Origin of the sequence: Geodermatophilus ruber, assembly GCF_900114385.1 — a bacterium.
GTDB lineage: Bacteria > Actinomycetota > Actinomycetes > Mycobacteriales > Geodermatophilaceae > Geodermatophilus > Geodermatophilus ruber.
Genome location: NZ_FOSW01000020.1, coordinates 12,860 through 39,119 on the forward strand (window position 1 = coordinate 12,860; position 26,260 = coordinate 39,119).

26 protein-coding genes are annotated in these 26,260 nt (G+C 75.6%); 11 read left to right on the forward strand and 15 right to left on the reverse strand.

Translation table 11 applies throughout. From position 1 onward, the window contains the following. Positions 1-8: 8 nt before the first annotated feature. Genes BMZ50_RS22270 through BMZ50_RS22280 form a run of 3 tightly spaced genes read right to left on the reverse strand, consistent with a single transcriptional unit; the run spans position 9 to position 2,460 of the window. Positions 9-611, reverse strand: a complete 603-nt coding sequence (locus BMZ50_RS22270; RefSeq protein ID WP_245753810.1) for a Maf family protein — start codon at positions 609-611, stop codon at positions 9-11. A gap of 2 nt (positions 612-613) precedes the next feature. Continuing rightward, positions 614-835 carry an acyl-CoA carboxylase subunit epsilon gene (locus BMZ50_RS22275; RefSeq protein ID WP_091329644.1) on the reverse strand — a complete coding sequence of 74 codons (222 nt, stop codon included), beginning with the start codon at positions 833-835 and terminating at the stop codon, positions 614-616. Beyond that, a complete protein-coding gene (locus tag BMZ50_RS22280) occupies positions 835-2,460 on the reverse strand; it encodes an acyl-CoA carboxylase subunit beta (protein ID WP_091329646.1) in 1,626 nt (541 codons plus the stop codon). Before BMZ50_RS22280 ends, BMZ50_RS22275 begins: the two co-directional genes overlap by 1 nt. 97 nt (positions 2,461-2,557) lie before the next feature. On the opposite strand from BMZ50_RS22280, the gene BMZ50_RS22285 reads away from it, so the two are divergent. The 5 genes from BMZ50_RS22285 (at position 2,558) to BMZ50_RS22305 (ending at position 9,661) form a co-directional block, all read left to right on the forward strand. Continuing rightward, positions 2,558-3,400: a biotin--[acetyl-CoA-carboxylase] ligase gene (locus tag BMZ50_RS22285; protein WP_091329648.1), complete on the forward strand. Its 843-nt coding sequence runs from the start codon at positions 2,558-2,560 to the stop codon at positions 3,398-3,400. Positions 3,401-3,518: 118 nt separating this feature from the next. Further along, on the forward strand, positions 3,519-4,847 hold the full coding sequence (locus BMZ50_RS22290) for an acyltransferase family protein (RefSeq protein WP_177212940.1): 1,329 nt from the start codon (positions 3,519-3,521) through the stop codon (positions 4,845-4,847). Positions 4,848-4,904: 57 nt separating this feature from the next. After that, positions 4,905-5,462, forward strand: coding sequence for a PH domain-containing protein (locus tag BMZ50_RS22295; protein ID WP_091329652.1), 558 nt, complete (start codon positions 4,905-4,907; stop codon positions 5,460-5,462). A gap of 78 nt (positions 5,463-5,540) precedes the next feature. After that, complete coding sequence (locus BMZ50_RS22300; RefSeq protein ID WP_091329654.1) at positions 5,541-6,704, forward strand: exonuclease SbcCD subunit D; 1,164 nt, start codon at positions 5,541-5,543, stop codon at positions 6,702-6,704. Continuing rightward, entirely contained in the window at positions 6,701-9,661 is a 2,961-nt protein-coding gene (locus BMZ50_RS22305) for an AAA family ATPase (protein WP_091329656.1), read from the forward strand. Before BMZ50_RS22300 ends, BMZ50_RS22305 begins: the two co-directional genes overlap by 4 nt. Before the next feature lie 24 nt (positions 9,662-9,685). Here the strand turns inward: BMZ50_RS22305 and BMZ50_RS22310 are convergent, their stop codons facing one another. After that, complete coding sequence (locus BMZ50_RS22310) at positions 9,686-10,189, reverse strand: GtrA family protein (RefSeq protein WP_091329658.1); 504 nt, start codon at positions 10,187-10,189, stop codon at positions 9,686-9,688. 60 nt (positions 10,190-10,249) lie between these two features. On the opposite strand from BMZ50_RS22310, the gene BMZ50_RS22315 reads away from it, so the two are divergent. From BMZ50_RS22315 to BMZ50_RS22330, 4 genes are read left to right on the forward strand one after another with little or no spacing between them, the layout of a single operon-like run. Beyond that, positions 10,250-11,047 carry an SGNH/GDSL hydrolase family protein gene (locus BMZ50_RS22315; RefSeq protein WP_143087256.1) on the forward strand — a complete coding sequence of 266 codons (798 nt, stop codon included), beginning with the start codon at positions 10,250-10,252 and terminating at the stop codon, positions 11,045-11,047. A 27-nt stretch (positions 11,048-11,074) separates the two neighbouring features. Next, positions 11,075-12,295 carry a 5-(carboxyamino)imidazole ribonucleotide synthase gene (locus BMZ50_RS22320; protein ID WP_091329662.1) on the forward strand — a complete coding sequence of 407 codons (1,221 nt, stop codon included), beginning with the start codon at positions 11,075-11,077 and terminating at the stop codon, positions 12,293-12,295. 8 nt (positions 12,296-12,303) lie between these two features. Next, positions 12,304-12,807, forward strand: coding sequence for a 5-(carboxyamino)imidazole ribonucleotide mutase (gene purE, locus BMZ50_RS22325; RefSeq protein ID WP_245753811.1), 504 nt, complete (start codon positions 12,304-12,306; stop codon positions 12,805-12,807). A 27-nt stretch (positions 12,808-12,834) separates the two neighbouring features. Next, positions 12,835-13,992 (forward strand): acyl-CoA dehydrogenase family protein, encoded by a 1,158-nt coding sequence (locus BMZ50_RS22330; RefSeq protein ID WP_091329664.1) that lies wholly within the window; start codon positions 12,835-12,837, stop codon positions 13,990-13,992. Positions 13,993-14,221: 229 nt separating this feature from the next. Here the strand turns inward: BMZ50_RS22330 and BMZ50_RS22335 are convergent, their stop codons facing one another. From BMZ50_RS22335 to BMZ50_RS22360, 6 genes are all read right to left on the reverse strand, one after another. Further along, a complete protein-coding gene (locus tag BMZ50_RS22335; RefSeq protein ID WP_143087257.1) occupies positions 14,222-15,610 on the reverse strand; it encodes an ATP-binding protein in 1,389 nt (462 codons plus the stop codon). A 67-nt stretch (positions 15,611-15,677) separates the two neighbouring features. Continuing rightward, entirely contained in the window at positions 15,678-16,364 is a 687-nt protein-coding gene (locus tag BMZ50_RS22340) for a response regulator transcription factor (RefSeq protein WP_245753812.1), read from the reverse strand. 22 nt (positions 16,365-16,386) lie between these two features. Next, a complete protein-coding gene (locus BMZ50_RS22345) occupies positions 16,387-19,059 on the reverse strand; it encodes an FtsX-like permease family protein (RefSeq protein ID WP_091329670.1) in 2,673 nt (890 codons plus the stop codon). After that, the gene (locus tag BMZ50_RS22350) at positions 19,056-19,742 is read right to left on the reverse strand and encodes an ABC transporter ATP-binding protein (RefSeq protein ID WP_091329747.1); all 687 of its coding nucleotides are present in this window, start codon (positions 19,740-19,742) and stop codon (positions 19,056-19,058) included. The genes BMZ50_RS22345 and BMZ50_RS22350 overlap by 4 nt, the downstream gene beginning before the upstream one ends. Next, positions 19,739-20,434, reverse strand: a complete 696-nt coding sequence (locus tag BMZ50_RS22355; protein WP_091329672.1) for an ABC transporter ATP-binding protein — start codon at positions 20,432-20,434, stop codon at positions 19,739-19,741. The genes BMZ50_RS22350 and BMZ50_RS22355 overlap by 4 nt, the downstream gene beginning before the upstream one ends. A 2-nt stretch (positions 20,435-20,436) precedes the next feature. Further along, entirely contained in the window at positions 20,437-21,030 is a 594-nt protein-coding gene (locus BMZ50_RS22360) for a hypothetical protein (RefSeq protein ID WP_177212941.1), read from the reverse strand. A 184-nt stretch (positions 21,031-21,214) separates the two neighbouring features. Between BMZ50_RS22360 and BMZ50_RS24435 the strand changes: the two genes are divergently transcribed. Continuing rightward, positions 21,215-21,709, forward strand: coding sequence for a PepSY domain-containing protein (locus BMZ50_RS24435; RefSeq protein ID WP_177212942.1), 495 nt, complete (start codon positions 21,215-21,217; stop codon positions 21,707-21,709). A gap of 421 nt (positions 21,710-22,130) precedes the next feature. Here the strand turns inward: BMZ50_RS24435 and BMZ50_RS22370 are convergent, their stop codons facing one another. Together BMZ50_RS22370 and BMZ50_RS24440 are read right to left on the reverse strand one after the other, a co-directional pair. Beyond that, the gene (locus BMZ50_RS22370; protein ID WP_091329678.1) at positions 22,131-22,760 is read right to left on the reverse strand and encodes a DedA family protein; all 630 of its coding nucleotides are present in this window, start codon (positions 22,758-22,760) and stop codon (positions 22,131-22,133) included. Continuing rightward, on the reverse strand, positions 22,757-22,906 hold the full coding sequence (locus BMZ50_RS24440) for a hypothetical protein (RefSeq protein WP_177212943.1): 150 nt from the start codon (positions 22,904-22,906) through the stop codon (positions 22,757-22,759). The genes BMZ50_RS22370 and BMZ50_RS24440 overlap by 4 nt, the downstream gene beginning before the upstream one ends. Before the next feature lie 111 nt (positions 22,907-23,017). Between BMZ50_RS24440 and BMZ50_RS22375 the strand changes: the two genes are divergently transcribed. Beyond that, on the forward strand, positions 23,018-24,295 hold the full coding sequence (locus BMZ50_RS22375) for an MFS transporter (RefSeq protein WP_218146389.1): 1,278 nt from the start codon (positions 23,018-23,020) through the stop codon (positions 24,293-24,295). Here BMZ50_RS22375 and BMZ50_RS22380 read toward each other — a convergent pair. Genes BMZ50_RS22380 through BMZ50_RS22390 form a run of 3 tightly spaced genes read right to left on the reverse strand, consistent with a single transcriptional unit; the run spans position 24,236 to position 26,240 of the window. Next, positions 24,236-24,928: a phosphatase PAP2 family protein gene (locus BMZ50_RS22380; protein ID WP_091329680.1), complete on the reverse strand. Its 693-nt coding sequence runs from the start codon at positions 24,926-24,928 to the stop codon at positions 24,236-24,238. The genes BMZ50_RS22375 and BMZ50_RS22380 overlap by 60 nt on opposite strands. Continuing rightward, a complete protein-coding gene (locus tag BMZ50_RS22385; RefSeq protein ID WP_218146390.1) occupies positions 24,925-25,860 on the reverse strand; it encodes a M56 family metallopeptidase in 936 nt (311 codons plus the stop codon). The genes BMZ50_RS22380 and BMZ50_RS22385 overlap by 4 nt, the downstream gene beginning before the upstream one ends. Then, positions 25,857-26,240, reverse strand: coding sequence for a BlaI/MecI/CopY family transcriptional regulator (locus BMZ50_RS22390; RefSeq protein ID WP_091329682.1), 384 nt, complete (start codon positions 26,238-26,240; stop codon positions 25,857-25,859). The genes BMZ50_RS22385 and BMZ50_RS22390 overlap by 4 nt, the downstream gene beginning before the upstream one ends. Between the last annotated feature and the right edge of the window lie 20 nt (positions 26,241-26,260).

The window sequence follows — 26,260 nt, forward strand, 5'->3', positions numbered from 1 at the left end:
GCGGTGACTCAGCGCTGCCAGAGGTCGGTGATCGTCAGCCCGCGCTTGGCCAGCTGGGTGCGCAGCGTCGCCAGGGACAGCCCCACGACCGCGGCCGGGTCGCCCTCGATCCGGCGGACGAACGGCGCACCGAGCCCGTCGAGGGTGAAGGCGCCCGCCACCGCCAGCGGCTCACCGGTGGCCAGGTAGGCCTCGACCTCCGCCGGTGTCATGGTGGCGAAGTGCACGACGGTGGAGACGACGGCGACGTCGCGGCCGACCACCTCCCCGTCCTGGATGTCGAACAGCGCCTGGCCGGTGTGCAGCACGCCGCTCTTCCCGCTCATCCGCTGCCAGCGGTCGCGGGCGTCCTTGACGTCGGCCGGCTTGCCGAGCGCCTGCCCGCGGAACTCCAGCAGCGAGTCCGCGCCGATGACCAGCGCGTCGGTCTCCTGCTTGGCGACCGCGGTGGCCTTGGCCGCCGCGAGCAGGGCGACCAGCTCACCGACCCTCGGCGCCCGCACGGCCGTCTCGTCCACGTCGCTGACCACGACCTCCGGGTTGAGCCCCGCCTGCCGCAGCAGTGCGAGGCGGGCCGGGGAGGCCGAGGCCAGAACCAGTCTGCGCTCCACGCTCACGAGAATCTCCCTGACGCGCGCCAGCCACCGGGGCCGGGGCGCAGCGGTGTGCGGTGGGCGTCGCCGAAGGCCGCCCAGGCGCCGACCGGCGCCGGCCGGCGCCGGGGACGGCGCTGGGACAGCGCGGCGACGACCACGGTGAGGGCCGCCAGCTCCTCGGGCGTGGGCTCGCCCCTGACCACCCGCAGGAGCGGGGGCAGCGGTTCGGTGTCGGCCATCACAGCGGGATGTTGCCGTGCTTCTTCGGCGGCAGCGTCTGCCGCTTGTTGGCCAGCAGGCGCAGCGCCTTGGTGATCTCGATGCGGGTCTCCGACGGCCGGATCACCTGGTCGACATACCCGCGGTCGGCGGCGATGTACGGCGACAGCAGCGCGTCCTCGTACTCGGTGATCAGCTCCGCCCGGCGGGCCTCGGGATCGGCGGCGTCGGTGAGCTCCCGCCGGTAGAGGATGTTCACCGCGCCCTGCGCGCCCATGACGGCGATCTGCGCCGTCGGCCAGGCGAGGTTGAGGTCGGCGCCGAGATGCTTGGAGCCCATGACGTCGTAGGCGCCGCCGTAGGCCTTGCGCGTGATGACGGTGATCTTGGGGACGGTGGCCTCGGCGTAGGCGTAGATCAGCTTCGCGCCGCGCCGGATGATCCCCTCCCACTCCTGCGAGGTGCCGGGGAGGAAGCCGGGGACGTCGACGAAGGTCAGCACCGGGACGTTGAAGGCGTCGCAGGTGCGCACGAACCGGGCGGCCTTCTCGCTGGCGTCGATGTCGAGGGTGCCGGCGAACTGGGTGGGCTGGTTGGCCACCACACCGACCGGCCGGCCCTCGACCCGCCCGAAACCGACGACGATGTTGGGCGCGAACAGCGGCTGCACCTCGAGGAACTCCCCGTCGTCGAGGACGTGCTCGATGACGGTGTGCATGTCGTAGGGGGTGTTCGCCGAGTCCGGGATGAACGAGTCGAGCTCGCGGTCCTCGTCGGAGACCCCGTCGTGCGAGGTGTCGGCCGGGGCGACCTCGAGGGCCGGCAGCGGGTCGAGGTTGTTGCTCGGCAGGTAGGACAGCAGCGCCTTGACGTAGTCCAGCGCGTCGTTCTCGTCCTCGGCCAGGTAGTGCGCGACGCCGGACTTGGTGTTGTGCGTGCGGGCGCCGCCCAGCTCCTCGAGGGTGACGTCCTCGCCGGTGACGGTCTTCACGACGTCGGGACCGGTGATGAACATCTGGCTGGTCTGGTCGACCATCACGATGAAGTCGGTGAGCGCGGGGGAGTAGACGTGCCCGCCGGCCGCGGCCCCCATCACCAGGGAGATCTGCGGGATGACCCCGGAGGCGTGCACGTTGCGCCGGAAGATCTCGCCGTAGAGGCCGAGGGAGACCACGCCCTCCTGGATGCGCGCGCCGCCGCCCTCGTTGATGCCGATGATCGGGCAGCCGTTGCGGATGGCGAGGTCCAGGACCTTGACGATCTTCTCGCCGTAGACCTCGCCGAGGCTGCCGCCGAAGACCGTGACGTCCTGGGAGAAGACGCACACCGGGCGGCCGTCGACCGTGCCGTAGCCGGTGACGACGCCGTCGCCGAAGGGGCGCTTGGCGTCCATGCCGAAGTTGGTGGAGCGGTGGCGGGCGAACTCGTCGAGCTCGGTGAACGAGCCCGGGTCCAGCAGCGCCTCGATCCGCTCCCGCGCGGTCATCTTCCCGGCGGCGTGCTGCTTCTCGACCGCGCGCTCGGAGCCGGCGTGCGTGGCCTCCTGGACCCGCCGGTCGAAGTCCGCCAGCTTGCCGGCGGTCGTGTGGATGTCGATGTCGCCGGGGACCTGGTCCCCGGCGCTCTCCAGTTCAGCCGCGCTCACGCATCCTCCTCGCTGGCGCTCCTCGGCCACGTCCGTGGCACCGCTGTACCCACTCGTGAGCTCGCCAGCGCGCTCACGGGTTCCGTAGCGTAGGAGAGTGCCTGATGCCTCGCCGTCCCCCTCCGCGGCCCCCTCCCGGCCCCCCCTCGACGGCCCGGCGCTGGCCGCGGCGCTGACGGCGGACAGCCCGCTGTGGCGGTCGCTGGAGGTGGTCGACGAGATCGGCTCCACCAATGCCGCCCTGCTGGCCGCCGCGGCCGAGGACGCCCCCGAGGGCACCGTGCTGGTCGCCGAGCACCAGGCCGCCGGCCGCGGGCGGTTGGACCGGGTCTGGATCTCGCCCCCCCGCGCCGGGCTCGCCGTCTCCCTCCTGCTCCGCCCCGACGTACCCGCCGCCCGCCGCGGCTGGCTGCCCCTGCTGACCGGTGTCGCGCTGGCCGAGGCGGTGACCGAGGTGCCGGGGGTGCGGGCCGCGCTGAAGTGGCCCAACGACCTGCTCGCCCCCGACGGCGCCAAGCTGGCCGGGATCCTCGCCGAGGTCGGCTCCGGCGCGGTCGTCGTGGGTGTCGGTCTCAACGTCTCCACCACCGCCGAGGAGCTTCCCGAGGGCGGCACCTCGCTGGCCCGGGCCGCCGGCCGCCCGGTCGACCGGGCGGCGGTCCTGCTGGCATTCCTCCGGATCTTCGAGCGGCGCTACCTCGGCTGGGTGCAGGCGCTGGGCGACCCGGTCGGCACCGGGCTGGCCCGCGACTACCTGGCCTGGTGCGCCACGGTCGGTGCGACGGTCACCGTGTCCATGCCGGACGGGTCGCAGCTCGACGGGGTCGCCGAGTCGGTGGACTGGGACGGACGGCTCGTCGTCCGGGCCCCCGAGGGCAGCGTGGCGCTCGCGAGCGGCGACGTCCGGCACGTGCGGACGGCACCCCCGGGGCGGGTGTGACCGGTGAGGACGACGCGCTGACGCCGGCCGTGTCACGCCCCCGGACGGACGGGTCCGCCCGCTAGCTTCGGTCCCGATCAGGAGGCGGTGGCTCACCCCGCCATGTCAGGGGGGATTCGTGACCGCTGCCAGCCAGAAGCAGGTCGTCCAGGGAGAGATCCGCTCGCTGACGGGGCTGCGCATCGTCGCCGCCCTGTGGGTCGTGGTCTTCCACTTCTCCTTCACGCCCGGGGACACCTACTCCGACCTGTGGGAGCCGCTGCAGCCGCTGATCCGCACCGGCGCGCTGGGCGTCGACCTGTTCTACGTGCTCAGCGGCTTCGTGATCACGCTGACCTACCTGGACAAGATGGGGCGGCGGCCCGCCGTACGCCGCACCGTGACCTTCTGGTGGGCGCGGATCTGCCGGATCTGGCCGGTCTACGCCGTCATCACGACCCTGTTCGGCCTCTGGCTGCTCTACAAGGGCTCCCGCGTCACCGACGGGTTCGTCGCCTACCAGACCCAGCAGCCGGTCGTCGACGTCTGGCACTACCTGCAGCAACTGGCGATGGTCCAGCTGTGGGGCCGGGAGGCCTTCGACGGCTCCTCGTGGGTCGGGGCCGCCTGGTCGATCAGCGCCGAGTGGTCGGCCTACGTGCTCTTCCCGCTCGCGGTGCTCCTCCTCTGGCGGCTGCGCAACGCGCCCGCCGTGGTGACCGGCGCGCTGGCGGTCGGCGCGATGGTGCCGTTCGCCTACCTCTGCTTCACCACCGGCGAGCCCTATTTCCCGTGGAGCTGGGCCCTGCGCATCGGCGCGGGCTTCCTCGCCGGCGCGTTCGCCTGCCTGGCCGTGCGGCGGATCACCGTCACGCCGCGGGTCGAGCGCATCGCCGCGGGCGTCGCGGTGCTGGCGGTCGCGGAGATCCTCGTCGGCCTGTGGTGGGGCGAGTGGCGCGGGCAGGGCGCCGGCGAGTACGGCGGCGTCGTGGTCCTGCTGTTCCCGGTGCTCGTGGCCTCCCTGGCGCTGTCCACCCGCGGCCTGAGCCGGGTGCTCTCGACCGGGCCGATGGTGCACGGCGGCCGCATCTCCTACAGCCTCTACCTGATCCACATCCCGGTGTTCGAGATCTTCTGGACCTACATGGGCTGGACGCCGGCGATCGCCCCGGGCAGCGGGCTCGCCGGGTTCCTGATCCCGCACGTGCTGCTGCTCACCGTGCTCCTGGCCCACCTCAGCTACCGGTACCTGGAGGAGCCGGCGCGGCTGGCCCTGCGCTCGCGCGGCCCGGGCCGCTGGGCCCGGACGGACCCGGCCCGGCGCTCGGTGGACCCGGTCATCCCGCCGGCCCCCGCCGAGGAGCTCCGCCGGGCCCCCGCCGTGGTCCCCGCCACGGCGGCCCCGGCCCCCGTCCCGGCGACCGTGCCGGCCATGGCCGTGGCCCCTGGGGCGGCTGGGCGGCACTGAGGACGCCGACGCGCGCGGGTGCGTGACGACTCGTGGCGCGTCGGTCATCCTGTCGGCGTGGCGTACCCGGACAAGCTGCTCGCCGACGACGAAGAGGTCGTGCGGCACCTGCACCCGCACTGGCTGACCGTCTTCTGGCCGATCGTCCTCTTCCTGCTGCTGGTCGGGGGCGCCTCCTTCGGAGCCGCGCTGATCCCCGAGGGGGAGCAGCAGGGGACCTTCCGGCTGGTGATCGCGGTGCTGGCGGTGCTGCTCGTCCTCGCGCTGGTCCTCGTCCCGCTGCTCAAGTGGCGGACGACGCACTACGTGATCACCACGCACCGGCTGCTGTTCCGCGAGGGGATCCTCGCCCGCCGCGGGCGCGACATCGGCCTCTCGCGCATCACCGACGTCTCCTACAGCCAGACGCTGTGGGACCGGATCATCAACTCCGGCACGCTGACCATCGAGTCCGCCGGGGACAGCGGCCCCACCGTGCTCAAGCAGATCCCCGACAGCGACGGCGTCCAGCAGCTGCTCAACCACATGATCGAGGAGGACGCCGACCGGCGGGCGCAGGAGAGCGCCGGCTACATCCGCGGCGTCGACGGCGGGCACCCGACCCGGCAGCTGTGAGTTCCCGCGGCGCGGTGTGACGGTTCCGTCACGGCGCGCCTGGGCGTTTCCGTCGGTACCCCGACCTACCTTGCGCCCATGCGGCTGCTGCACACCTCCGACTGGCACATCGGCCGCACCCTGCACGGCACCGACCTGCTCGCCGAGCAGGAGGCGGTGCTCGGCGGCCTCGCCGAGGTGGTCACGGCCGAGCGGGTCGACGTCGTGGTGGTGGCCGGTGACGTCTACGACCGCGCCGTCCCCTCCACCGACGCCACCGCGGTGCTCGACCGGGTGCTCACGCGGCTGCGGGGGGCCGGCGCGACCGTCGTCCTGACCCCGGGCAACCACGACTCCTCCCGCCGGCTCGGTTTCGCCGCCGGCCTGCTGGCCGCCTCGGGCGTGCACGTCCGGACGGCGACGACCTCGCTGGACGAGCCGGTGTTGCTGGCCGACCGGCACGGGGAGGTCGCGGTCTACGGGCTGCCCTACCTGGAGCCGGAGATCGCCCGGTTCGAGCTGGCCCTGGGCGGGCGGGAGACCAGCACGGCGCGCAGCCACGAGGCGGTGCTGCGCGCGGCGATGGACCGGGTCCGCGCCGACCTGCTCCTGCGCCCGGGCACCCGGTCGGTCGTGCTCGCGCACGCGTTCGTCGGCGGCGGGCAGCCCAGCGAGAGCGAGCGGGACATCAGCGTCGGCGGGGTCGACCTGGTGTCGCCCGCGGTCTTCGACGGCGTCGACTACGTGGCCCTGGGCCACCTGCACCGGCCGCAGACGCTCAGCCCCCGGCTGCGCTACAGCGGCTCCCCGCTGGCCTACTCCTTCGGGGAGGCCGGGCAGCAGAAGCAGGCCTGGCTGGTCGACCTCGACGCGGCCGGGCTGGCCGGCGTGCGGGCCCTGCAGCTGCCGACGCCCCGCTCGCTGTCGGTGCTGACCGGCCGGCTGGAGGAGCTGCTGGAGGATCCCGCGCACGCCGCGGTCGAGGACCACTTCCTCTCCGTCCGGCTCACCGACCCGGTGCGCCCGACCGATCCGATGCGCCGCCTGCAGACCCGCTTCGCCCACTGCGTCCACCTGGAGTGGACCGGCGCGGCGGCCACCCCCGACGGCCGCAGCTACCAGGAGCGCCTGCGCGGGCGCGGCGACCTGGACGTGGTCGGCGAGTTCGTCAGCCACGTGCGCACGGTGCCGACGACGCCGGCCGAGCGGGACCTGCTCGGCCGGGCGCTGGCCGCGGTCGACCGCGCCGAGGCCGCCCGATGAGGCTGCACACGCTGTCCCTCACCGCGTTCGGCCCGTTCGCCGAGACGGTGCAGGTCGACTTCGACGACGCCGGCCGCGACGGGCTGTTCCTGCTGTGGGGCCCCACGGGCGCGGGCAAGACCACGCTGCTCGACGCCGTCGTCTACGCCTTCTACGGCACCGTGCCCGGCGCCCGGGGCGAGGAGAAGCGGCTGCGCAGCGACCACGCCACGCACTCCGTGCGCACCGAGGTGACCTGCGAGGTGACGCTGGCCGACGAGCGGCTGCGGATCATCCGCCGTCCGGAGCAGCAGCGGCCCAAGAAGCGCGGGGAGGGCTGGACCACCGAGCAGGCGAAGCTGTCGGTGCAGCGGTGGGACGGCGACACGTGGGAGCCGGTCAGCACCCGTATCGACGAGGGCTCGGAGTACCTGCGCGCCCGGCTGGGTCTGTCCGCCGAGCAGTTCTGCCAGGTCGTGCTGCTTCCCCAGGGCGACTTCGCCCGGTTCCTGCGGGCCGAGCCGGAGGACCGCGGCCGGCTGCTGCGCACCCTGTTCGACGTCGGGCGCTTCGCCCGGGTCGAGGACTGGCTGGCCGGCGAGCGGTCTGCGGCCCGGGAGCGGCTGGAGATCGTCCGGCGCACGATGGGCGGCCTGCTGGCCCGGATCGCCCAGGTCGCCGGCGTTGACGTGCCCGAGGAGCTGGCCCCCGAGCTGGCCGGGGTCGGGCACGGGACCCGGATCGGCGGCTGGGTCGCCGGGCTCCGGACGGCGGCGGCCGACCGGCTGACCGGGGCTGCGGCCGCGGCCGATGAGGCCGCGGCGCGCACCGCGGCGGTCGAGGCCGAGCTGGCCACCGCCCGGGCGCTCGCCGACCGGCACGCCCGCCGGGACCGCGCCCGCGAGGAACGCGACCGGCTCACCGCCGCCGAGGCCGGGCTGGCGCCGCTGCGTGCGCAGCGGGACGCCGGCCGCCGGGCCGAGCCGCTGCGCGACGTCCTGGAGTCGGCCGGCCGGTGCGCGCTCGAGGCGGAGCGGGCCGCGGCGCGCCTGGCCGCGGCCCGGGGCGCCTGGGCCGCGGTCGCGGCCGGCCGGGACGCCGAACCGGCGCTGGCGCGGACGCTGCGCGACGAGGTGGCCGCGGTGCGGGCGCTCCTGCCGGAGGTCGCCCGGGCCGCGGAGCTGGAGCGGCGCGCGGGCCGGCTGGTGCGGGCGGTCGACGGCCTGACCCGCGGGTGCGAGCAGGCCGCGGCGGCCGCCGCGGAGTGGCCGGTGCGGGTGGCCGCCCACGAGGCGGCGGTGACCGCGGCCGCGGACGCGGCCGCCCGGGTGCCCGGGCTCCGCGCCCAGCTGGAGGCCACCGGGACGGCGCTCGCCGCGGCGCAGGCCGCCGAGGGGCTGGAGCGCACCCTGGCCCAGGCGCGGGAAGTGGCGCAGCGACGGCGCGAGGCGTGGCTGGACGCCCGCGAGCGCTGGGGTGAGCTCCGGACGCAGCGGCTGGACGGCATGGCCGCCGAGCTGGCCGGTCAGCTGGCGGACGGTGCCGACTGCCCGGTCTGCGGCGCGACGGAGCACCCCCGCCCCGCCCGGCACACCGGCCCGGTGGTCACCGCCGCCGACGAGCAGGACGCCCGCGCGGAGGTGGACTCCGCCGAGGCCGCGATGGCCGCCGCGAGCCGGGTCGTGGAGGACCAGGAGCGGGAGCTCGCCGTCCTCCGCGGACGGGCCGGTGACCTGCCGTGGCCGGAGCGGCTGGCCGTGTTCGAGGAGCAGTCCGCCGCGGTGGCCGAGGCCGCCGAGCTGGCGGCCCGGCTCCCTGCGGCGCGCGCCGAGCTGGCCGGGCTCCAGGGCGAGCGGGAGGCCGCCGCCGCGCGGCTCGCGGCCGACCGGGAGGAGCTGCAGGCGCGGGCCGCCGAGCTCGGCGAGGTGCGGGCCGTGCTGGCCGAGCTCACCGCGCAGCTCGCCGCCGCGCGCGGGGAGGACGCCGACCTGCCCGCCCGCATCGCCCGGCTCACCGCGGAGGCCGAGCGGTGCGAGGCGGTGGTGGACGCCGAGGGCGAGGAGCTGCGGGCCCGGGCGGCCGCCGACACCGCCCGCACGACCGCCGAGCAGCGGGCCGCCGACGCCGGCTTCGAGGACGTGCTGGCGGTCGCCGAGGGGCTGCTGGAGCCGGGCCGGCTGGCCGAGCTGGACCGCCGGATCGACGAGCACGACCGCCGGCTGGCGGTGGCCTCCGCGGCGCTGGCCGCCCCGGAGCTCGCCGACCTCGGCCCCCGGCCGGACCTCGACGCCCTCGGGGCGCGCAGCGCCGAGGAGACCCGCCGGCGGGAGGAGGCGGTCGCGGAGCTGGACCGGGCGCGGCGCGCCGCTGCCGGGCTCACCGAGCTGGCCGGCGAGGTCACCGCCGTGCAGGTGGAGCTCGATCAGCGGCGGGGCGAGTTCGAGAAGGTCAGCGGGCTGGCTGACCTGGTCAGCGGCCGCGGGGCGAACACGCTGCGGATGCGGCTGCAGTCCTTCGTGCTCGCCGCCCGCCTGGAGCAGGTCGCCGAGGTGGCCAGCCGCCGGTTGCAGGACATGTCCGGGGGCCGGTACACCTTCCGGCACAGCGACGCCCAGGGCCGGCACGGCGCCCGCGGCGGACTGGGGCTGGACGTCCTCGACGAGTACACCGGCTGCCTGCGCGCGACCAAGACCCTCTCCGGTGGGGAGAGCTTCATGGCCTCGCTGGCGCTCGCGCTCGGCCTGGCCGACGTCGTCACGGCCGAGACGGGCGGAGTGCGGATCGACACGCTCTTCGTCGACGAGGGCTTCGGCACGCTCGACGCCCAGGCTCTCGACGCCGTGATGACCGTGCTCGACGAGCTGCGGCGTGGCGGGCGGACCGTCGGCGTGATCAGCCACCTCGAGGAGCTCCGCACCCGCATCCCCACCCGGATCGAGGTCGTCACCGGACGGCACGGCTCCCGGCTGGCCGGGTAGGCCCGGATGCGGACGGAGCCGGGGTCACTGCCCCAGGTCGGTGACCGGCCGCGGCCGGACGACAGGCGCCTCGTGCCGCGCCGGGGCCGGCGCCGGGAAAACCCAGCGCCGGTAGGCCAGGTACCGGATCACCGTGCCCAGCACGATCGAGCCGATGTTCGCCAACTGGAGGACCAGGGCGCTCTCCTGCCCCAGCGGGTACCGGACGACGGCGACGACCGCCAACCCGAGCCCCAGGGTCAGCCCGTTGACGACCGCGAAGAGCAGGTACTCCCGGCGCATCCCGGTCCGTGCCCGGTGGGAGAAGGACCAGAAGCGGTGACCGAGGAACGCCACGGTCATCGACACCAGGGTGGAGACCAGCTTCGCGGTGACCGCCCCGACCCCGGCAGAGGTGTAGAGCAACTGGAACAGCGCCAGATCCAGCACGAAGCTGACGCCGCCGACCACGCCGAAGGCGCTCAGCTCCTTGACCAGGACCCGCCACGCGCGCAGGGGTGGAGAGCCGCCCGGCCCGCGCGAGGTCATGCAAGCAATGTACGGAGGGGGGCCGCGCCCGGGCAGCGGCGCAGCGTCACACTTCAGGACATGCCCGGTCACGGATCTCCTGCGCCGTCGGTCCGGCGCCGGCTCGTGCTCGTCCCGCTCGTCGTCGTCCTCCTGGCCCTCGCCGCCTGCGGCGGCGGCTCGTTCATGGAGGAGGTGGGGGCCACCCGGTCGGCGGAGAACTCCTCCCCGGGGGCGGTGACGGCCCCGCCGACGACGGACGCGGAGGAGCAGGTCCCCCGGCCGGAGACGGAGCCGGGTGCCACCGCACCGGCCCCGGGGACGGCCACCGCGCCGGCGGACGTGACGCGCTTCGCCGTGGTCGGGGACTCCATCACCGCTGGCTTCCTGCCGCTGCGCGGGACGACCGTCGTCGGTGCGGGCTCGTGGATCCCCGCCGCCCGGCAGCACCCCCAGCTGGAGTTCGCTGGCGGCTGGGCCGTGCCGGGCGCCACGACGACGGACATGCTGGCGGGGGTGCGGTCGGTCGACGCCGACGTGCTCATCGTGCTCGCGGGGACCAACGACCTGGCAATGGGCACGCAGTGGCCCACGACCGAGTCGAACCTGCTCCAGATCGTCGGCGCGGCGGGAGTTCCCACCGTGGTGCTGTCGGCCATCCCGCCGCGCGACGACCGGCCGGCGGAGACGCAGGAGCTCAACGGCCGCCTCCGCCAGCTGGCCACGTCCCAGGGATGGTCGTTCGTCGACCCGTGGGGCGACATGGCGAGCGAGGGCACCTGGGTCGGGGGCACCAGCATGGACGGGATCCATCCGACCGACGACGTGGCGGCGCTCGTCGGGCAGCGGCTCGCGGCAGCGGTCGCCGCCGCCGGCTGAGTGGCGGCCGACTACCCTCGACGCGCCATGGCAGAGCACCTCGACCCGCGCACCGGACTGCCCGTCGTCGCCATGGTCGGCGGTGGTCAGCTGGCGCGGATGACCCACCAGGCGGCGATCGCCCTCGGCCAGTCCCTGCGCGTGTTGTCCACCGGTCCCGACGAGTCGGCCGCCCTCGTGGCCGCCGACGTCCGCCTCGGCGACCACCGCGACCTCGACGCCCTGCTCGCCGCCGCCGAGGGCGCCACCGTGGTCACCTTCGACCACGAGCACGTGCCCACCGAGCACCTGCGCGCCCTGGAGGCGGCCGGGCACCGGGTCGCACCGGGGCCGGAGGCGCTGGTGCACGCGCAGGACAAGCTGGTCCTGCGCCGCGCGCTGGCCGCGGCGGGGGAGCCGCAGCCGGCCTGGGCGGAGGTCACCTCGACCGAGGAGGTCGCCGCCTTCGCCGCCCGGCACGGCTGGCCGGTGGTCCTCAAGGCGCCGCGCGGCGGCTACGACGGGCGCGGCGTCTTCGTCGTCGACGGTCCGGACGACACCCTGGAGCTCTTCGGCCGGTACGACGTCCTGCTGGCCGAGCAGCGGGTCCCGATGGTCAGGGAGCTGTCCGCGCTGGTCGCCCGGTCACCGTTCGGCCAGGTCGCGGTCTGGCCCGTGGTCGAGACCGTGCAGCGCGACGGCATCAACACCGAGGTGCTGGCGCCGGCGCCCGGCCTGGACGAGGGCACCGCGACCGCCGCGCAGGAGCTGGCGGTGCGGGTCGCCGACCGGGTCGGCGTCGTCGGGGTGCTCGCCGTCGAGCTGTTCGAGACCCCGGACGGCGTCCTGGTCAACGAGCTGGCGATGCGCCCGCACAACTCCGGCCACTGGACCATCGAGGGCGCGCGGACCAGCCAGTTCGAGCAGCACCTGCGCGCCGTCCTGGACTACCCGCTGGGCTCCACGGCGATGACCGCGCCGGTGGCGGTGATGGCCAACGTGCTCGGGGGCGCGGCCGCCGAGGAAGGCTGGGCCGGGCCGGGCCTCGACGAGCGGGTGCACCACCTCATGGCGCACTGGCCCGACGTCAGGCTGCACTGGTACGGCAAGGGCCAGCGCCCCGGGCGCAAGCTCGGCCACGTCACCGCCCTCGGGGACGATCTCGACACGGTCCGGGCCCGCGCGGTCGCCGCCGCCCGCTACCTGGCCGATGGCGTGATCGACCCGGCGTTCGCCTTCGAGTCCGAGCACCGAGAGCCCGAGCACTGAGGAGCCCCGTGGAGAACCCGCTCGTCGGCATCGTCATGGGCAGCGACTCGGACTGGCCGATGATGGAGCCGGCCGCCGCGGCGCTGGACGAGTTCGACATCCCCTACGAGGTGCACGTCGTCTCCGCGCACCGCACCCCCCGCCGGATGCTCGACTACGCCGAGTCCGCCGCGGGCCGGGGCCTGCGGGTGGTGATCGCCGGCGCCGGGGGAGCGGCCCACCTGCCGGGCATGGTGGCCGCCGCCACGCCGCTGCCGGTCATCGGCGTCCCGCGCCCGCTGGACACGCTCGACGGGCTGGACAGCCTGCTGTCGATCGTGCAGATGCCGGCCGGGGTGCCGGTGGCGACGGTGAGCATCGGCGGCGGGCGCAACGCGGGGCTGCTCGCCGTCCGCATCCTCGCGGCGGCCGACCCCGGGCTGCGGGCCGCCGTCGAGCGGTTCCAGGCCGAGCTGGCCGAGCAGGTGGTCGCCCGTGACGCGGCGCTGCAGAAGAGGCTCGCTGCAGACTGAACTGTTGGGGCGTCCTAGCATCTACCTGTGGGTAACAACGCCGGCGGGCTGTACGCGCTGACCGAGGAGCACGAGGCGATCCGGGCCGCGGTCCGCGAGATCGCCGAGCGGGAGATCGCCCCCCACGCGGCCGAGGTGGACGCCGAGTCGCGGTACCCGATCGAGGCGCAGAAGGCGCTCACCACGGCCGGGTTCCACGCCACGCACATCCCCGAGGCCTACGGCGGTGAGGGCGCCGACCCGATCGCGACCTGCATCGTCATCGAGGAGGTCGCCCGGGTCGACGCGTCGGCCTCGCTGATCCCGGCGGTCAACAAGCTGGGCTCGATGCCGCTCATCCTGTCGGGGTCGGAGGAGCTCAAGCAGGCCGTGCTGCCCTCGATCGCCGCCGGCCAGGCGATGATCAGCTACGGGCTGTCCGAGCGGGAGGCCGGCTCCGACGCCGCGGCGATGAAGACCCGGGCCCGCCGCGAGGGCGATTCCTGGGTGCTCAACGGCACCAAGGCGTGGATCACCAACTCCGGCGTCTCCTCCTGGTACACGGTCATGGCCGTCACCGATCCGGAGCAGGGGGCGGGCGGCATCTCCGCGTTCGTCGTGCACGCCGACGACCCGGGCTTCGCCGTCGGCCCCAAGGAACGGAAGATGGGCATCAAGGGCTCGCCCACCTGCGAGCTGTACTTCACCGACTGCACCATCCCGGCCGACCGGATCATCGGCGAGCCCGGCACCGGCTTCAAGACCGCGCTGCGCACGCTGGACTTCACCCGGCCGACCATCGGCGCGCAGGCCGTCGGCATCGCCCAGGGCGCCCTGGACGCCGCGGTGGCCTACGTCAAGGAGCGCCGCCAGTTCGGAAAGGCCGTCGCCGAGTTCCAGGGCGTGCAGTTCATGCTCGCCGACATGGAGATGCAGATCGAGGCGGCCCGGCACCTGGTCTACGTCGCGGCCGCCCGCGGCGAGGTCGGCGGCCCGGACCTGGGCCGGCTGTGCGCCTCGGCGAAGGCGTTCGCCTCCGACGTCGCGATGAAGGTGACCACCGACGCCGTCCAGCTCTTCGGCGGGGCCGGCTACACCGCCGACTTTCCGGTCGAGCGGATGATGCGCGACGCCAAGATCACCCAGATCTACGAGGGCACCAACCAGATCCAGCGCATGGTGATCGCACGGAGCCTCCTGAAGTAGGGAGGAGCCTGCGTCTTCGCAGAGCACCGTGAGGATGGTCCGCCGGGGGGACGCCAACCTCCGTGTCGGGAGCAGCTACTTGCCGGAGCGGTCTCGGCACCCCCGGCGGAACCGCTTGTGTGCGGTGACCAGCGCGGCGAGCAGGCCGCCGGCGGCGCCGTGGTCGGAGGGGAAGCCGTTGTCGGCGGCACGCGGGAACGGCGGCGGGGACGAGGGGTTCTCGGGGTGGTCATGACCGCAGGGTGCCCCCAGCCGCCTGAACCCGGCCTGAATCCCGCGACCCGCTGTCGGCAGACAGGGGCACCCGCAGCCGCAGGTGCGCCCCGCTCGGTGAATCCAGTACCACCACGTCCCCGCCGTGCGCCCGCGCGATCGACCGCGCGATCGCCAACCCGAGCCCAGCACCGCCGGCCGCCCGTTCGCGGCTGGTGTCCAGCCGGACGAAGCGGTCGAACACCCGGTCCCGCTCGGCCACGGGGACGCCGGGTCCGTCGTCCACCACGTCGATGACGGCCGCCGCCGCGCTCGGTTCCACCCCTAGCTCGACCCGGTCGACGGCGTGCCGCGCCGCGTTGTCGGCCAGGTTGCGCAACACCCGCGCCAACTGCAGGCGGTCGCCGACGACGCGGGCCGGCACCAGCCGGGTGACGACCTGCAGCCCGGTGGTCCGGCGCAGACGGCCGGCTTCCTCCGCCACGAGGTCGTCGAGGTCGACGTCCTCGCGCTGAGGTCGGGGGCCGCGTTCGTCGGTCCGGGCGAGGAACAGCAGGTCGTCGACCAGCCGTTCCAGCCGGGTCAGGTCCGTCAGCACGTCGGCGTTGACGACCGCCCAGTCGATCGCCTCCGGGTGGACCGATGCGACCTCGTGGGCAGCGCGGATGCTGGCGAGCGGGCTGCGCAGTTCGTGAGAGGCGTCCGCGACGAAGCGGCGCTGGGCCACGGTGGCTGCGGCGAGGCGGTCGAGCATCTCGTTCAGCGTGACCGCGAGCTCTGCCACCTGATCGTGTGAGGGCGGAACCGGCACCCGCGCGTCCAGGTCGGTGGCGTTGATGCCGGCGACCCGCCGGCGCATTCCCTCGACCGGCGCCAGTGCCCGGCCGGTCAGCCAGTAGGACGTTCCGGCGACGAGCACCAACAGGACCGGATAGCCCAGCGCGAGCAGCCGGACCAGGACGTCGGTGGCGCTCTGGGCGCTCTCCAGGCTCTGCGCCGCGATGACGACCGCGTCGCCGTCCGGCCCGCGGACGCCGCGGACGGCGACGGCGAACGGCTCCTCCTCCGCGATGCGTAGCGTGTCGGCCCGGACGGCCACCGTCTGTCCCGGCTGCGGGCGCGGGTCCACCAGCGGCGGCTCGCCGGCGATGGACGGACTCGCGGCCGCCACCCGCCCGCCGGCGTCGAGCACCTGGACCAGCGCCTGCTCACCGGCGCCGGCCGGGTTCAGGTCCGCCGCGGCCGCACCGTCCCGGGCCACCTGCGCCGCGACCGCGGCAGCCTCCTGCTCGGCGACGCCGGCCAGCGTGGCCTCCAGTTGGTGCCGCTGGAGCAGGACGAAGGCGACCGCGGCGACGGCCAGGATGAGGGCTACGACCAGGGTCGCGGCGAGCGCGGCGCGCACCCGGACGCCGCCCAGACGGCCGCGTACGACGGTCCACGATCGGCGGCCGGCCCGGGCCGCCCGCCGGTCAACCACCCCCGGCCGCCAGCCGGTAGCCGGCCCCGCGGACCGTCTCGACCGCGTGCCGACCGAAGGGTTGGTCGATCTTGCGCCGGAGGTAGCCCACGTAGACCTCGACGATGTTCTCGTCGCCGTCGTAGTTCAGGTCCCAGACGGACTCCAGGATGGCGGTCTTGGACACCACGTCGCCGCGGTGACGCAAGAGGAAGTGCAGCAGGTTGAACTCACGCGGGGTGAGGGACAGCTCCCGGTCCCCGCGGAGCACGGTCCGGCTGGCCGGGTCCAGGGTCAGGTCACCGGCGACCAGCAGGGTCGGGCGGACCGGGGCGCCGCGCCGGATCAGTGCGCGCAGCCGGGCCACCAGCACGAGGAAGGAGAACGGCTTGGTGAGGTAGTCGTCGGCGCCCAGGTCCAGGGCGTCGGCCTGGTCGTACTCCCCGTCCTTCGCGGTCAGCATGAGCACGGGTGTCCAGACGCCGGCCGCACGCATCCGCCGGCAGACGTCGTACCCGTTGAGTCCGGGCAGCATGATGTCCAGGACGACGACGTCGTAGCCGCTGACCTGGGCGTTGAACAGCCCGTCGTTGCCGTCGTGCACGACGTCGACGACGAACCCCTCGGCCGCCAGTCCGCGCCGGACGTGCTCGGCGAGCCGCACCTCGTCCTCGACCAGCAGCACGCGCACGCCGCTCACCTCCTCCCCGGAGCGTGGCCGGTCAACTGTCCCGCATCGCGGCCACGCCGATCCGGCGCACGGACATCAGGACCGCGGCGCAGGCGACCACGATCCCGCCCACCACGGCGGCGCTCAGCAGGCCGAGGTAGCCCCACGGCACGGCGGGCGAGCTCGGTGGCGGGTCGAACACGCCGGACAGGACGGTGACGAGCACCCGAGCCACGGTGGCTCCGAGCGTGGACCCGAGGACGAGGCCGAGGACGAGGACGACTGCGGCTTCCGCCACGACGAAGACCGCGGCCTGCCGGCCGTCGGCGCCCAGCGCGCGCAGCACGGCGAACGTGCGGCGCCGCTCGGTCAGCCCGAGGGCGAGCACCAGGCCGCCGGCGGCCACCCCGAACGCGATGGCGAAGCCGAGCTCCAGGCGGGTCAAGCCGTGCAGGTCGACCGAGGTGAGGCTCGACCCGATGGTCGCCACCGTGGCGGACAGGGGGTGCACCGTGGCGCCGGGGCCGGCCGCGGCGGCGACCGCGGCGGTCAGCGCGCGGTCCTCCCGGCCGCCCGTGTCGAGCAGGAAGGAGCCGACCGTGTCGTCCCCGGTCACACCGGCCAGGTGGTCGGCGTTGGCGACCAGGAAGCTGTCCCGGGGTGCGGTGGGGAACTCGTTGACCACGCCGACGTAGTGGAAGGTCGCGGTGACCGGACCGCCGCCGGCGGTGCTCTGCACCCGCAGTTGCAGCGTGTCGCCCGGGTGCAACTGGTAGTCGGTCACCGTCTCGGCGGAGACCAGCACCCCGTCCGGGGTCGCCGCGAGCCGGGCCATGAGCTGGGCCGCCGTCCCCCCGGTGAACCAGCTGTCCTGCAACGAGGTGGCCGCGGCGACGGTGGCCGGCCGCACGCCGTAGAGGTCCTGCAGGTCGGAGCCGACGTAGGCGTATCGGTGCTGCAGCGGCTCGGCGGACCGCACGCCGGGCACCGCCGCCAGCGCGCCGCCGGCGGCGGGGGGTACCCGCGCCCCCGGCGACTCGGTGACCGTCACGTCGGCACCGTTGGTCAGCCGTGCGTCCACCAGGGCCTGCTGCTGGTAGGTCGCGTTGAACACCGCCGTCGAGACGGCGAACGCGATCGCCAGGGCCAGCACCACGGCGGCCCGGGTGACCAGGGCCCGTGAGCGGCTGAGCCCGGCGGCGACCACGCCGGCGAGCGGGCCGGCCATCGGCCGCACCACCGCCGCCAGCGGGCCCCGGCCCCGGCGGAGCAGCAGGTCGCCCAGCCGCCAGCACAGCAGCCCGCCGCCGATCCACAGCAGTGCCGGCCCCAGAAAAGCCCAGTAGTCCACCGAGATGGCCGCGACCCCCTCGGGTGCCAGCACGAGCGCGTACCCGACCCGGCTGGTGGCGCGGATGACCAGCACGGCCACCGCCAGGGCGAGCAGGTCCAACCCCAGCCGTGTCCAGCGCGGCCGGCCCGGCCGCGGCAGGGCGACCGCCGCGGTCACCCTGGTGCTGCGCCAGTCCCGTTCGGCCGGAAGGAGCACCGTCACCGCGGCGACGACCAGCCCCGCGGCGGCGGCCAGACCGGCCCAGCCGAGCGCCGTGCCCGACCTGGCCCCGAGTGCGGCCGGGCCGAAGGCGACCCGCCCGAGCAGTGCGGCGAGGCCGAGCCCCGCCGCGGCGCCGGTGACACCCACCAGCGCCGCCTCGCCGAGCGCCAGGACGAGGACCTGCCGGTGGGTGGCGCCCCAGGTGCGCAGCAGCGCCTGCTCCCGCTGACGGCGCTGCCGGCCGACCCCGGCGACCGCCGCCGTGAGCAGGCCGGCGAGGACCGCCCCGGGCAGGCCCAGGAACAGGAAGAGCACCTGGGCGTAGAGCGCGTCCTCGCGGGCCGCGTCCAGCGTCGCCGCGAGGTTGTCACCGACCCGTCCGGTACCGGCCAGGGCGAGCTCGGCGTGGCGGGCGGCACCGCCCTCGGCGACGAACGCCGCCGCCGGATCCGGCGGCAGCGTGATGTCGCGGGCCGCGTGCACCTGGCTGCTGAGCAGGTCCGGGCGGCCGGCTGCCAGCGGGTCGAACGTCTGCCGCCACACGGCGTCCGGCAGCAGCACGACGTTGTCCGGCGGCGCCGCGGCCTGAGCCGACGGCGGTGCGCCGACCACCTGGAAGAGGGCGTCGGCCTGCGGCAGGTCCACCACGCCCTGGACGGTGACCGTCGCGTCCGGCAGTCCCGGCCGGGCCACCGCGACGACGTCGCCCAGGCCGACGTGCAGGTTGGCGGCGGTCTGCTGCGCCAGCAGGACCCCGGTGTCGCTGCCGGCCAGGGTTCGCAGCTGTCCCGGGAAGTCGGCGCGGTAGGTCGGCGGCAGGCCGAGCACCTCGGCGGCGCCGGTCGTCTGCACGGTCGTCCCGCCGTCGGCAGCCGCGGTCGTCGCCGCCAGCCCGGGCACGGACGCGAACCCGACGATGTCGGTGGACCGGGTGCCCGGCTGCGCGGCCAGAGTGTCGGCGACCCGCGCCGGGTCGGCGCCCGCAGCGACCTGCGCCTGCCAGTCGACGGCGACGCGGGTCACCGCCCGCTCGGTCATCGTCGCCTGGCTGGCGGAGAGGAACGCCCCGATGCCGGCGAGCAGCGCGACCGCCGTCACCACACCGGCCGTCACCGCGGTGAGCCGTGCCGCCCGGCGGCGGACGAGGGCGGAGATCCAGCGGAGGATCATCGCCGTACCCCGCTGGGCACCGGGACGGTCAGCCGGCCGTCGGCCATCGGCCACCGCTCGGCCAGCCGGTCGGCCACCGCGGGGTCGTGGGTGCTGACGACCAGCGCCGCCCCCAGCACGTCCACCGTTTCCAGCAGCACGTCGAGCACGTGCCCGGCGGTGCGACGGTCCAGCTGGCCGGTGGGCTCGTCGGCCAGCACCAGGGCCGGCTCCGCCGCCAGCACCCGGGCCAACGCGACCCGCTGGGCCTGTCCGCCGGAGAGCTCCTCCGGTGCGGCGCCCGCCAGGTCGGCCAGCTCCAACCGCTCGAGCGCGGCCAGCGCGCGGGGGTGCGCCTCCTCCGGCTCGACCCCGGAGAGCAGCAGCGGGACGGCGACGTTGTCGGCGACGTCGAGCATCGGCAGCAGGCTGGGCGCCTGGAACACGACGCCGACGCCGTCCGGCCGGCCGCCGCGCAGACCCAGCCCGGGCCAGGTGATGCACCCGGACGACGGGGGCTCCAGCCCGGCCAGCACGTGCAGCAGCGTGGACTTGCCCGAGCCGGACTCCCCGGTGACCGCCACCCGCTGTCCGTGGACCACCCGGCAGCTGACCCCCCGCAGGGCCACGACCTCTGTGGGGCCGCGCCCATAGGTGCGAGTCACGTCGTTGCACTCGGCCAGCGCCGCTCCGGTCGAGCTCATGCCGCGCCCCGTTCCCCGGCCCACCGGCCGTCGGTCAGTCGCAGCACCCGGTCGGCCGCGGCCGCCACCTCGGCGCTGTGGCTGGCCACCACCACCGCCGCGCCGTCGGCCGCGACCTCGCGCAGCAGACCCAGCACCCGGCGCTCGTTCACCAGGTCGAGCTCCCCGGTCGGCTCGTCGGCGATCAGCACCGTCGGGTCTCCGGCCAGCGCGACGGCCAGCCCGGCCCGGGCGAGCTCACCGCCGGACAACTCGGCGGGCAGGGCGTGCGCGCGAGCGGAGAGCGCGACCAGCGCCAGCAGGTCCGCCACGGCCCGGCGGGGTCGTACCGACCGGCCGCGCAACGCCTGCACCAGCGCCACGTTGCCCCGCACGTCGAGGTGTCCGACCAGGTTGCCCGACTGCCGGAGCACCCCGACCAGCCGGCGCCGCAGCAGCGTCCGGCGGGCCTCCGGGCGGTGGCTCATCCGCTCCCCGGCGAGCGTCACGTGGCCGCCGTCGGGCTCGTCCAGCCCGGCGAGGAGCGCGAGCAGCGTCGACTTGCCGGAACCCGAGGGACCGGCGACCACGACCAGCTCGCCGGCGGCGACGGTCAGCGAGACACCGCGCAGGGCGAGCGTCTCCTCGTCCCCGGCCCGGTAGAAGCGGTAGAGGTCGTGCGCCACCACCGCCGGTTGCCGCAGCGTGGTCATCGTCAGGTCCAGGCGAACGACTGGCTGATCTGCCGCCACGGGTCCACGTTGTCCGCGCCCTTCGGCCCGCTCAGTGTCAGCAGCACTTCCGTGCCGTCGCGCCAGAACACGAACGTCTCGACGTCGTCCCGCACCGTCCGGCCGGTGACCGGGTCCGGCGCCGAGTCCGCCGACCAGGTGGCGTGCAGCGCCGGACCGGACGGCAGCGCCGCCGCCGTGACGTCGCCGACCGCGACGCCGGCGAGGCCATCGGCGACGACGGTCAGCTCATCGGTCCGCACCGAGTCCGGCGTGGGCTGCGGCCGGCCGGTCAGCTCCTGCACGGTGACCGTGTTGAGCTTGTCGGTGAAGGACACCCCGTCCGGCAGATCGGTGCGGGCCCACCCCTCGGGCACCTGCACCGAGAACCGGCCGTCCGGGGAGGGGTGGACGACGTAGACCTGGTTGTCCGGGATGTCGCCGAGCGGGTTGGACTCACTGGCGGATGCCGGGCCGCCGGCCGCCCCGGGGGCCCCCGGTGCGCCCGGGCCGCAGCCGGCGACGAGCAGCGTCGCCACGGTCACCGGGACGGCGATCCACGATCGCGTGTGCGTCATGGGGCCAGGCTCGTCGTCGGGCGCTGAGAAACGGCTGAGGAACTGCGGGGCCGGTCAGCCCGCCCGGCGGCTCCGCCGGGCCTCGCGCGCCACCGGGACCAGCCGGTCTCAGCGTCGGCACAGCAGCCGGCGCGCACGGTGGTCGCACGGGTGCCGCCCGGCACCCGTGCGGAGGAGGAGACCGATGAATCTGCGTGGACGCAAGGCGAAGCTGGCTGCTGCGGGCGTGCTGGCCGCCGCCGTCGGTGGCGGCGCCTCGATCGCCGCGGCCGCGGGCGGCGCCGGGGCACCCCCGCCCGTGGCGGACCAGCAGCAGGCCGAAGCTGAGCATGCCGACAATCCCGACGGCGGCCCCGGCAGCCAGGAGGAGGACCCGGCCATCACCGGCTCGGTCCCCGCGCCGGCCGAGGCCGAGCGGCCTGACGGCGAGAAGACCGGACAGAGCGACACCCAGGAGCGGGCAGCCCTGCAGCAGCTGGCCACCGTGACTCAGCGGCAGGCCGAGCAGGCGGCCCTGGCCGCGGTGCCCGGTACCGTCCAGCAGACCGGCTTGGACGCGGAGAACGGCTACGTCGTCTACAGCGTCGAGGTCCGAAGCGCGGACGGAACGGTCACCGAGGTGGTGGTCGACGCCGGCACCGGGCAGCCGCTCGCCCAGCAGACCGACGTCGAGGATTGAGTCCTCGCCGGGCACGAGCCCAGCCCCATCGCCGTCCCCAGGCGTCCCGAGCCTGGCTCGTGCCCGCCTCGGGGTGGCCTCCCGACCACGCAGGGAGCGCGTCGTGACAGCAACACCCGACGACACTGCACGGGATCGCGGCCTCCCTGTTCGGTGGTAGCGACCCGGCGTGGGCCAGCTTCCGGCGCGTCGGCGTGGAGGGCCAGCTGATCACCGTCGAGCCGGCGGGCCGCAGCGGTCACCGCTGCGTGCGGGCGTTGTGGGGCCGAAGGCCGCGACCCTGGGCCTGCGCGGTCACGACTTCCGTTCGGGCCGGATGGACGAGGAGCAGCATCAGCACCGGCGATCCCTGGTGCACGTCGTGGCACCCTCTCCGTCCTCCGAGCCCATCGGCGCTTCCGCCGTGTTGGGCCCCCGTGACTCATCTGCGGTCGCTGGTGCCGGCGCGGCGCTCGGCGCGGGGCCTGCGGATCCGCCAGGCGACGACGGCGACGATCACGATGGCGAGGACGACGACGGCGACGTCGCGGCCGAAGGTCTTCTCCACCCGCGCGTAGGAGGCGCCGGCGGCGTAGCCGAGCAGGACGACGGTGGCGCCCCAGGTGATCCCGCCGGCGGCGTTCCAGGCCAGGAACTTCGGATACGGCATCCGGGCGGTGCCGGCGAGGGCGGGCATGACGGCGCGGAAGAACGCGGTCCAGCGGCCGAGGAAGACCGCGGCGCCGCCGCGGCGGGCGAGGAAGTCCTGGGCGTCAGCGAGCCGCTCGCCGTGTCGGGCGAAGATCCGCCACTCCAGCACCTGCGGGCCGAGATGGCGGCCGATCTCGTAGCCGACCGTGTCGCCGACGATCGCCGCGACGACGACCACGATGAGCACGCCGGCGAGGGAGACGTGGCCGAGCTTGGCCGCAGCCCCGGCGAGCAGGGCCACCGTCTCGCCGGGCACGACGAACCCGACGAAGATCGCGTCCTCGGTGAAGACGACCAGGCCGGCGACGAGCAGGACCAGCCAGCCGGGCAGCTCGAGGATGCGGTGGACCAGGCCGCTCACGCCGCGAGCGCCTCCCGCGTCGTCGGCTCCCGCCCGGCCGGAACGGCCGCGGGGGCCCGGAAGGCCTGGCGCAGTCCGGGCCGGGCCCGTAGCCGGCCGGTGACGGCGGTCAGCAGCGGGTCGTCGAGACGGTGCAGGGTGTTCATGTGCGGGGTGCTCCTCGAGAGGGCGGCCGGGCCACACGACAGCGACATACTACGTCAAACTGTAGTAGAAGAGCGGTTGCCGGGTTGGGCGGCCGAGCGGAAGGAGAGCTCGTGTCCGAACACGCCGGGGGTGCGCCGTCGGTGCCGGGGGAGGTGTCCGTCGCGGCCCCCGGGGGTGCGTCGCCGACGGAGCAGCACTGGTCGCCGTGGCGGGCCGTCGTGGGCTTCGGCATCGTCTCCCTGGCGGCGGACATGGTCTACGAGGGCGCCCGCTCCATCACCGGTCCGCTCCTGGCCTCCCTCGGCGCCTCGGCCCTGCTGGTCGGTCTGGTCACCGGCGCCGGCGAGGCGCTGGCCCTGGTGCTGCGGCTGCCGTTCGGCACCCGGGTGGACCGCTCCGGCGGCTACTGGTCGGCGACCGTCGCCGGCTACGCGCTGACCGCCGTCTGCGTGCCGCTGCTGGCCGTCACCCCGTTCCTCGGCGCCGCCGGGCTGGCGGTGGGGTGCCTGCTGGTGCTGGCTGAGCGGACCGGCAAGGCGGTGCGCAGCCCGGCCAAGTCCACCCTGCTCGCCCATGCCGCCGGCCCGGTGGGGCTCGGCCGGGGGTTCGGCGTGCACAAGGCGCTGGACCAGGTCGGGGCGTTTGCCGGTCCGCTGCTCGTGGCGGCGATGGTGGCGGCCACCGGCGCGCTGTGGCCGGCGATGGCCGCCCTCGCCGTGCCGGGGGCGGCGTCGATCGCGCTGCTGCTGTGGCTGCGGCGCCGCACGGGAGACCCGCTGCGCGAGCAGGCCCGCGCCGCCGGGCCGCAGCCGCGCACGTCGCTGCTGCGCGCCGGCCGGGACCTGCCCCGGGCGTTCTGGCTGTTCGCCGCCTCGACCGCGCTGACCACCGCCGGGCTGGTCACCTTCGGGGTGATCGGCTACCACCTGGTGAAGGCCGACCTGGCCCCGACGGCGGCGGTGCCGGTCGTGTACGCCGCGGCGATGGCCGCCGCGGCCATCGCCGCGCTGATCGTGGGCTGGGTGCACGACCGGTGGGGCGGCAGGACGATGGTCGTGCTGCCGCTCCTGGTGGCCGCGGTGCCGGCCCTGGCCTTCGCCGGCACCTGGCCGGTCGCGCTCGTCGGCGTGCTGATCTGGGGCGCGGCCACCGGCCTGCAGGACTCCACCGTCAAGGCGCTGGTCGCGCAGCTGGTGCCGGCCGGCCGCCGGGCGACCGCCTACGGCATGTTCGCCGCCGTGCAGGGCGTGGCCGCGGTCGCCGGCGGCGCGCTCGCCGGGGGGCTGTCCGCCCGCTCGGTGCCGGCGCTGGTCGCGATCGTCGCCGCCCTACAGCTGGCCGCTCTCGTGCTGCTGCTGCGCACGCTGCGCACCCGGCAGGCGGCCTGACCGGCGCGGCGCGAGGCGGAGGAGGGCGAGAGCGGCGAGCACGGTCAGCAGCGTTCCGAGCAGCCAGCCGCCGAGCGCGTCGGTCGGCCAGTGCACGCCCAGGTAGACGCGGGTGAGCCCGACCGCGACCGCCCAGCACGCGGTGACAGCGACGCCGGCGACCCGCCACGCCCCGCGCAGCGCGCGGGCCAGGCCCAGGCAGAGCAGCCCGGCGCCGAGGGTGGCGGTGGTGGTGTGCCCCGAGGGCAGTGCGTACCCGCCGGCCCGCGCCGCCCAGTCCGCCGCCGGCGGCCGGGCCCGGCCGATCCCGGTCACCAGGCCGAGCCGCAGCAGCTGGCCCAGGCCGAGCGCGGCGGCCCCGGCCAGGGCGCCGACCCACCACGGTCGCGACCGCACAGCCAGCAGCCCGCCGACGACGGCGAGAACCCAGGCCAGCTCCCCGGAGCTGCCGGTCACCGCGAGCGCCACGGTGGTCAGCGCCGGCGTGCGGTGGGCCAGTGCGGCGGCGTGCAGCGTCAGATCGACCGCCAGCGGCCGCCGGTGGTGCACCAGCACCCAGCCGATCAGCACGGTCAGCGCCGCGCCCAGGATCCAGGCCGTCCCGGCGAGCCGGCGGACCGGCGTCTCGGTCACCGCAGCAGCGCGTAGGCGCTCTGCGCGGCCTCGAACCGCGCCTCGGTGTCCACGCCGGTCACCAGCACCGCGATGCCAGTGGCCAGCATCAGCGCGGCCAGCATCCCGGCGAGCATCCGCCGCCGCGGCGGCGGGCCGGCCAGCAGCGCACGCGCCCGGTCGGCGACCGCGGCATCGGCGCCGGCGAGCGCTGCGGCCGGCGCGGCCCGGCGGCGGGCCGCCGCCGCCCGGGCCAGCCCGGCGCGCGCGAGCGCCCGCGCGGCGAGCTCCCGGCTCCCCACCTCGGCGGCGGCGACCTCGTCGGCGTCGCGCTCCACCGCCGACCGCACCGCGCGGGCTGCCGGGCGCAGCAGCGGGTTGGCCGCCGCGGCCAGCTCGGCGGCCTGCACCCACAGGTGGTGCCATCGGGCCAGGTGCGCGGACTCGTGGGCCAGCAGCACCCGCCGCTCGTCGGCGGGCAGCGCCCGCAACATCGCGGTGGAGACCACCACGCGGCCGCCGAGCCCGGGCAGCGTGTACGCCTCGGGCTCGTCGTCCTCGACCACCACCAGCCCGCCCACCGCCGGGCCGAGTCGCCGGCAGGCGACCGCGGCCAGCACCAACTCCCGCCCGCCGAGCGCGGCCCGGCGCAGCGCCGCAGCCAGCAGCCCGCACGCGGTCACCGCGGCCAGCAGACCGGCCAGCACCGGCACGGGCAGCCCGGAGCCCAGCACGCGCGCCGAGTAGTGCCCCAGCGCCGCGACCAGCGGGATCTGCGCGAGCACCAACATCCCGGCGACGGCCAGCACGAACCCGGTGGCCAGCGCGGTGACCAGCATCGCGATGGTGAGCAGCCGCACCGCCGTCGCCGGCGGCAGCCGCCGACCCAGCCGCGACGCCGACGCCGCGAGCAGCACGCTCACCAGGAGCGGGAAGGTCATCGCGACGATCACGGCCGGCTCCCCGGCTCGGCGCGGTGGCCCTCCGCGAGCAGTTCGGCGAGGACCCGCTCGTCCTCCGGGCTCAGGTCGGCCACGAAGCGGGCGAGCACGCCGGCCCGGTCTTCGCCGGCGTCGAGCAGCCGCGACATCCGCCGCGCGGTCACCGCCGCCCCCGGGTCGGCCGAAAGCGCGTAGGCGTAGCCCCGGCCGGCCGGCTCGCGGGTCAGCGCGCCCTTCGCGTGCAGCCGGCTCAGCGCGGTGAGCACCGTGGTGTAGGCCAGGTCGCTGCCGAGGTCGGCCTGCACGTCGGCGACGGTCAGTGGCCGCCCGGCCGCGGCCAGGCAGGCGAGCACCTCCTGCTCGAGTGCGCCACGCCGCCGTCCACCGGCCATGTCGACCCTCCACCCTCAAC

Excerpts from the sequence above, each read along its gene's own strand:
- BMZ50_RS22320 (WP_091329662.1), top strand. The coding sequence starts at position 11,075 with ATGGCAGAGCACCTCGACCCGCGCACCGGACTGCCCGTCGTCGCCATG.
- BMZ50_RS22350 (WP_091329747.1), bottom strand. The coding sequence starts at position 19,742 with ATGAGCTCGACCGGAGCGGCGCTGGCCGAGTGCAACGACGTGACTCGC.
- BMZ50_RS22315 (WP_143087256.1), top strand. The coding sequence starts at position 10,250 with ATGCCCGGTCACGGATCTCCTGCGCCGTCGGTCCGGCGCCGGCTCGTG.
- BMZ50_RS24435 (WP_177212942.1), top strand. The coding sequence starts at position 21,215 with ATGAATCTGCGTGGACGCAAGGCGAAGCTGGCTGCTGCGGGCGTGCTG.
- BMZ50_RS22275 (WP_091329644.1), bottom strand. The coding sequence starts at position 835 with ATGGCCGACACCGAACCGCTGCCCCCGCTCCTGCGGGTGGTCAGGGGC.
- BMZ50_RS22310 (WP_091329658.1), bottom strand. The coding sequence starts at position 10,189 with ATGACCTCGCGCGGGCCGGGCGGCTCTCCACCCCTGCGCGCGTGGCGG.
- BMZ50_RS22360 (WP_177212941.1), bottom strand. The coding sequence starts at position 21,030 with ATGACGCACACGCGATCGTGGATCGCCGTCCCGGTGACCGTGGCGACG.
- BMZ50_RS22300 (WP_091329654.1), top strand. The coding sequence starts at position 5,541 with ATGCGGCTGCTGCACACCTCCGACTGGCACATCGGCCGCACCCTGCAC.
- BMZ50_RS22355 (WP_091329672.1), bottom strand. The coding sequence starts at position 20,434 with ATGACCACGCTGCGGCAACCGGCGGTGGTGGCGCACGACCTCTACCGC.
- BMZ50_RS22305 (WP_091329656.1), top strand. The coding sequence starts at position 6,701 with ATGAGGCTGCACACGCTGTCCCTCACCGCGTTCGGCCCGTTCGCCGAG.
- BMZ50_RS24440 (WP_177212943.1), bottom strand. The coding sequence starts at position 22,906 with ATGAACACCCTGCACCGTCTCGACGACCCGCTGCTGACCGCCGTCACC.
- BMZ50_RS22390 (WP_091329682.1), bottom strand. The coding sequence starts at position 26,240 with ATGGCCGGTGGACGGCGGCGTGGCGCACTCGAGCAGGAGGTGCTCGCC.
- BMZ50_RS22345 (WP_091329670.1), bottom strand. The coding sequence starts at position 19,059 with ATGATCCTCCGCTGGATCTCCGCCCTCGTCCGCCGCCGGGCGGCACGG.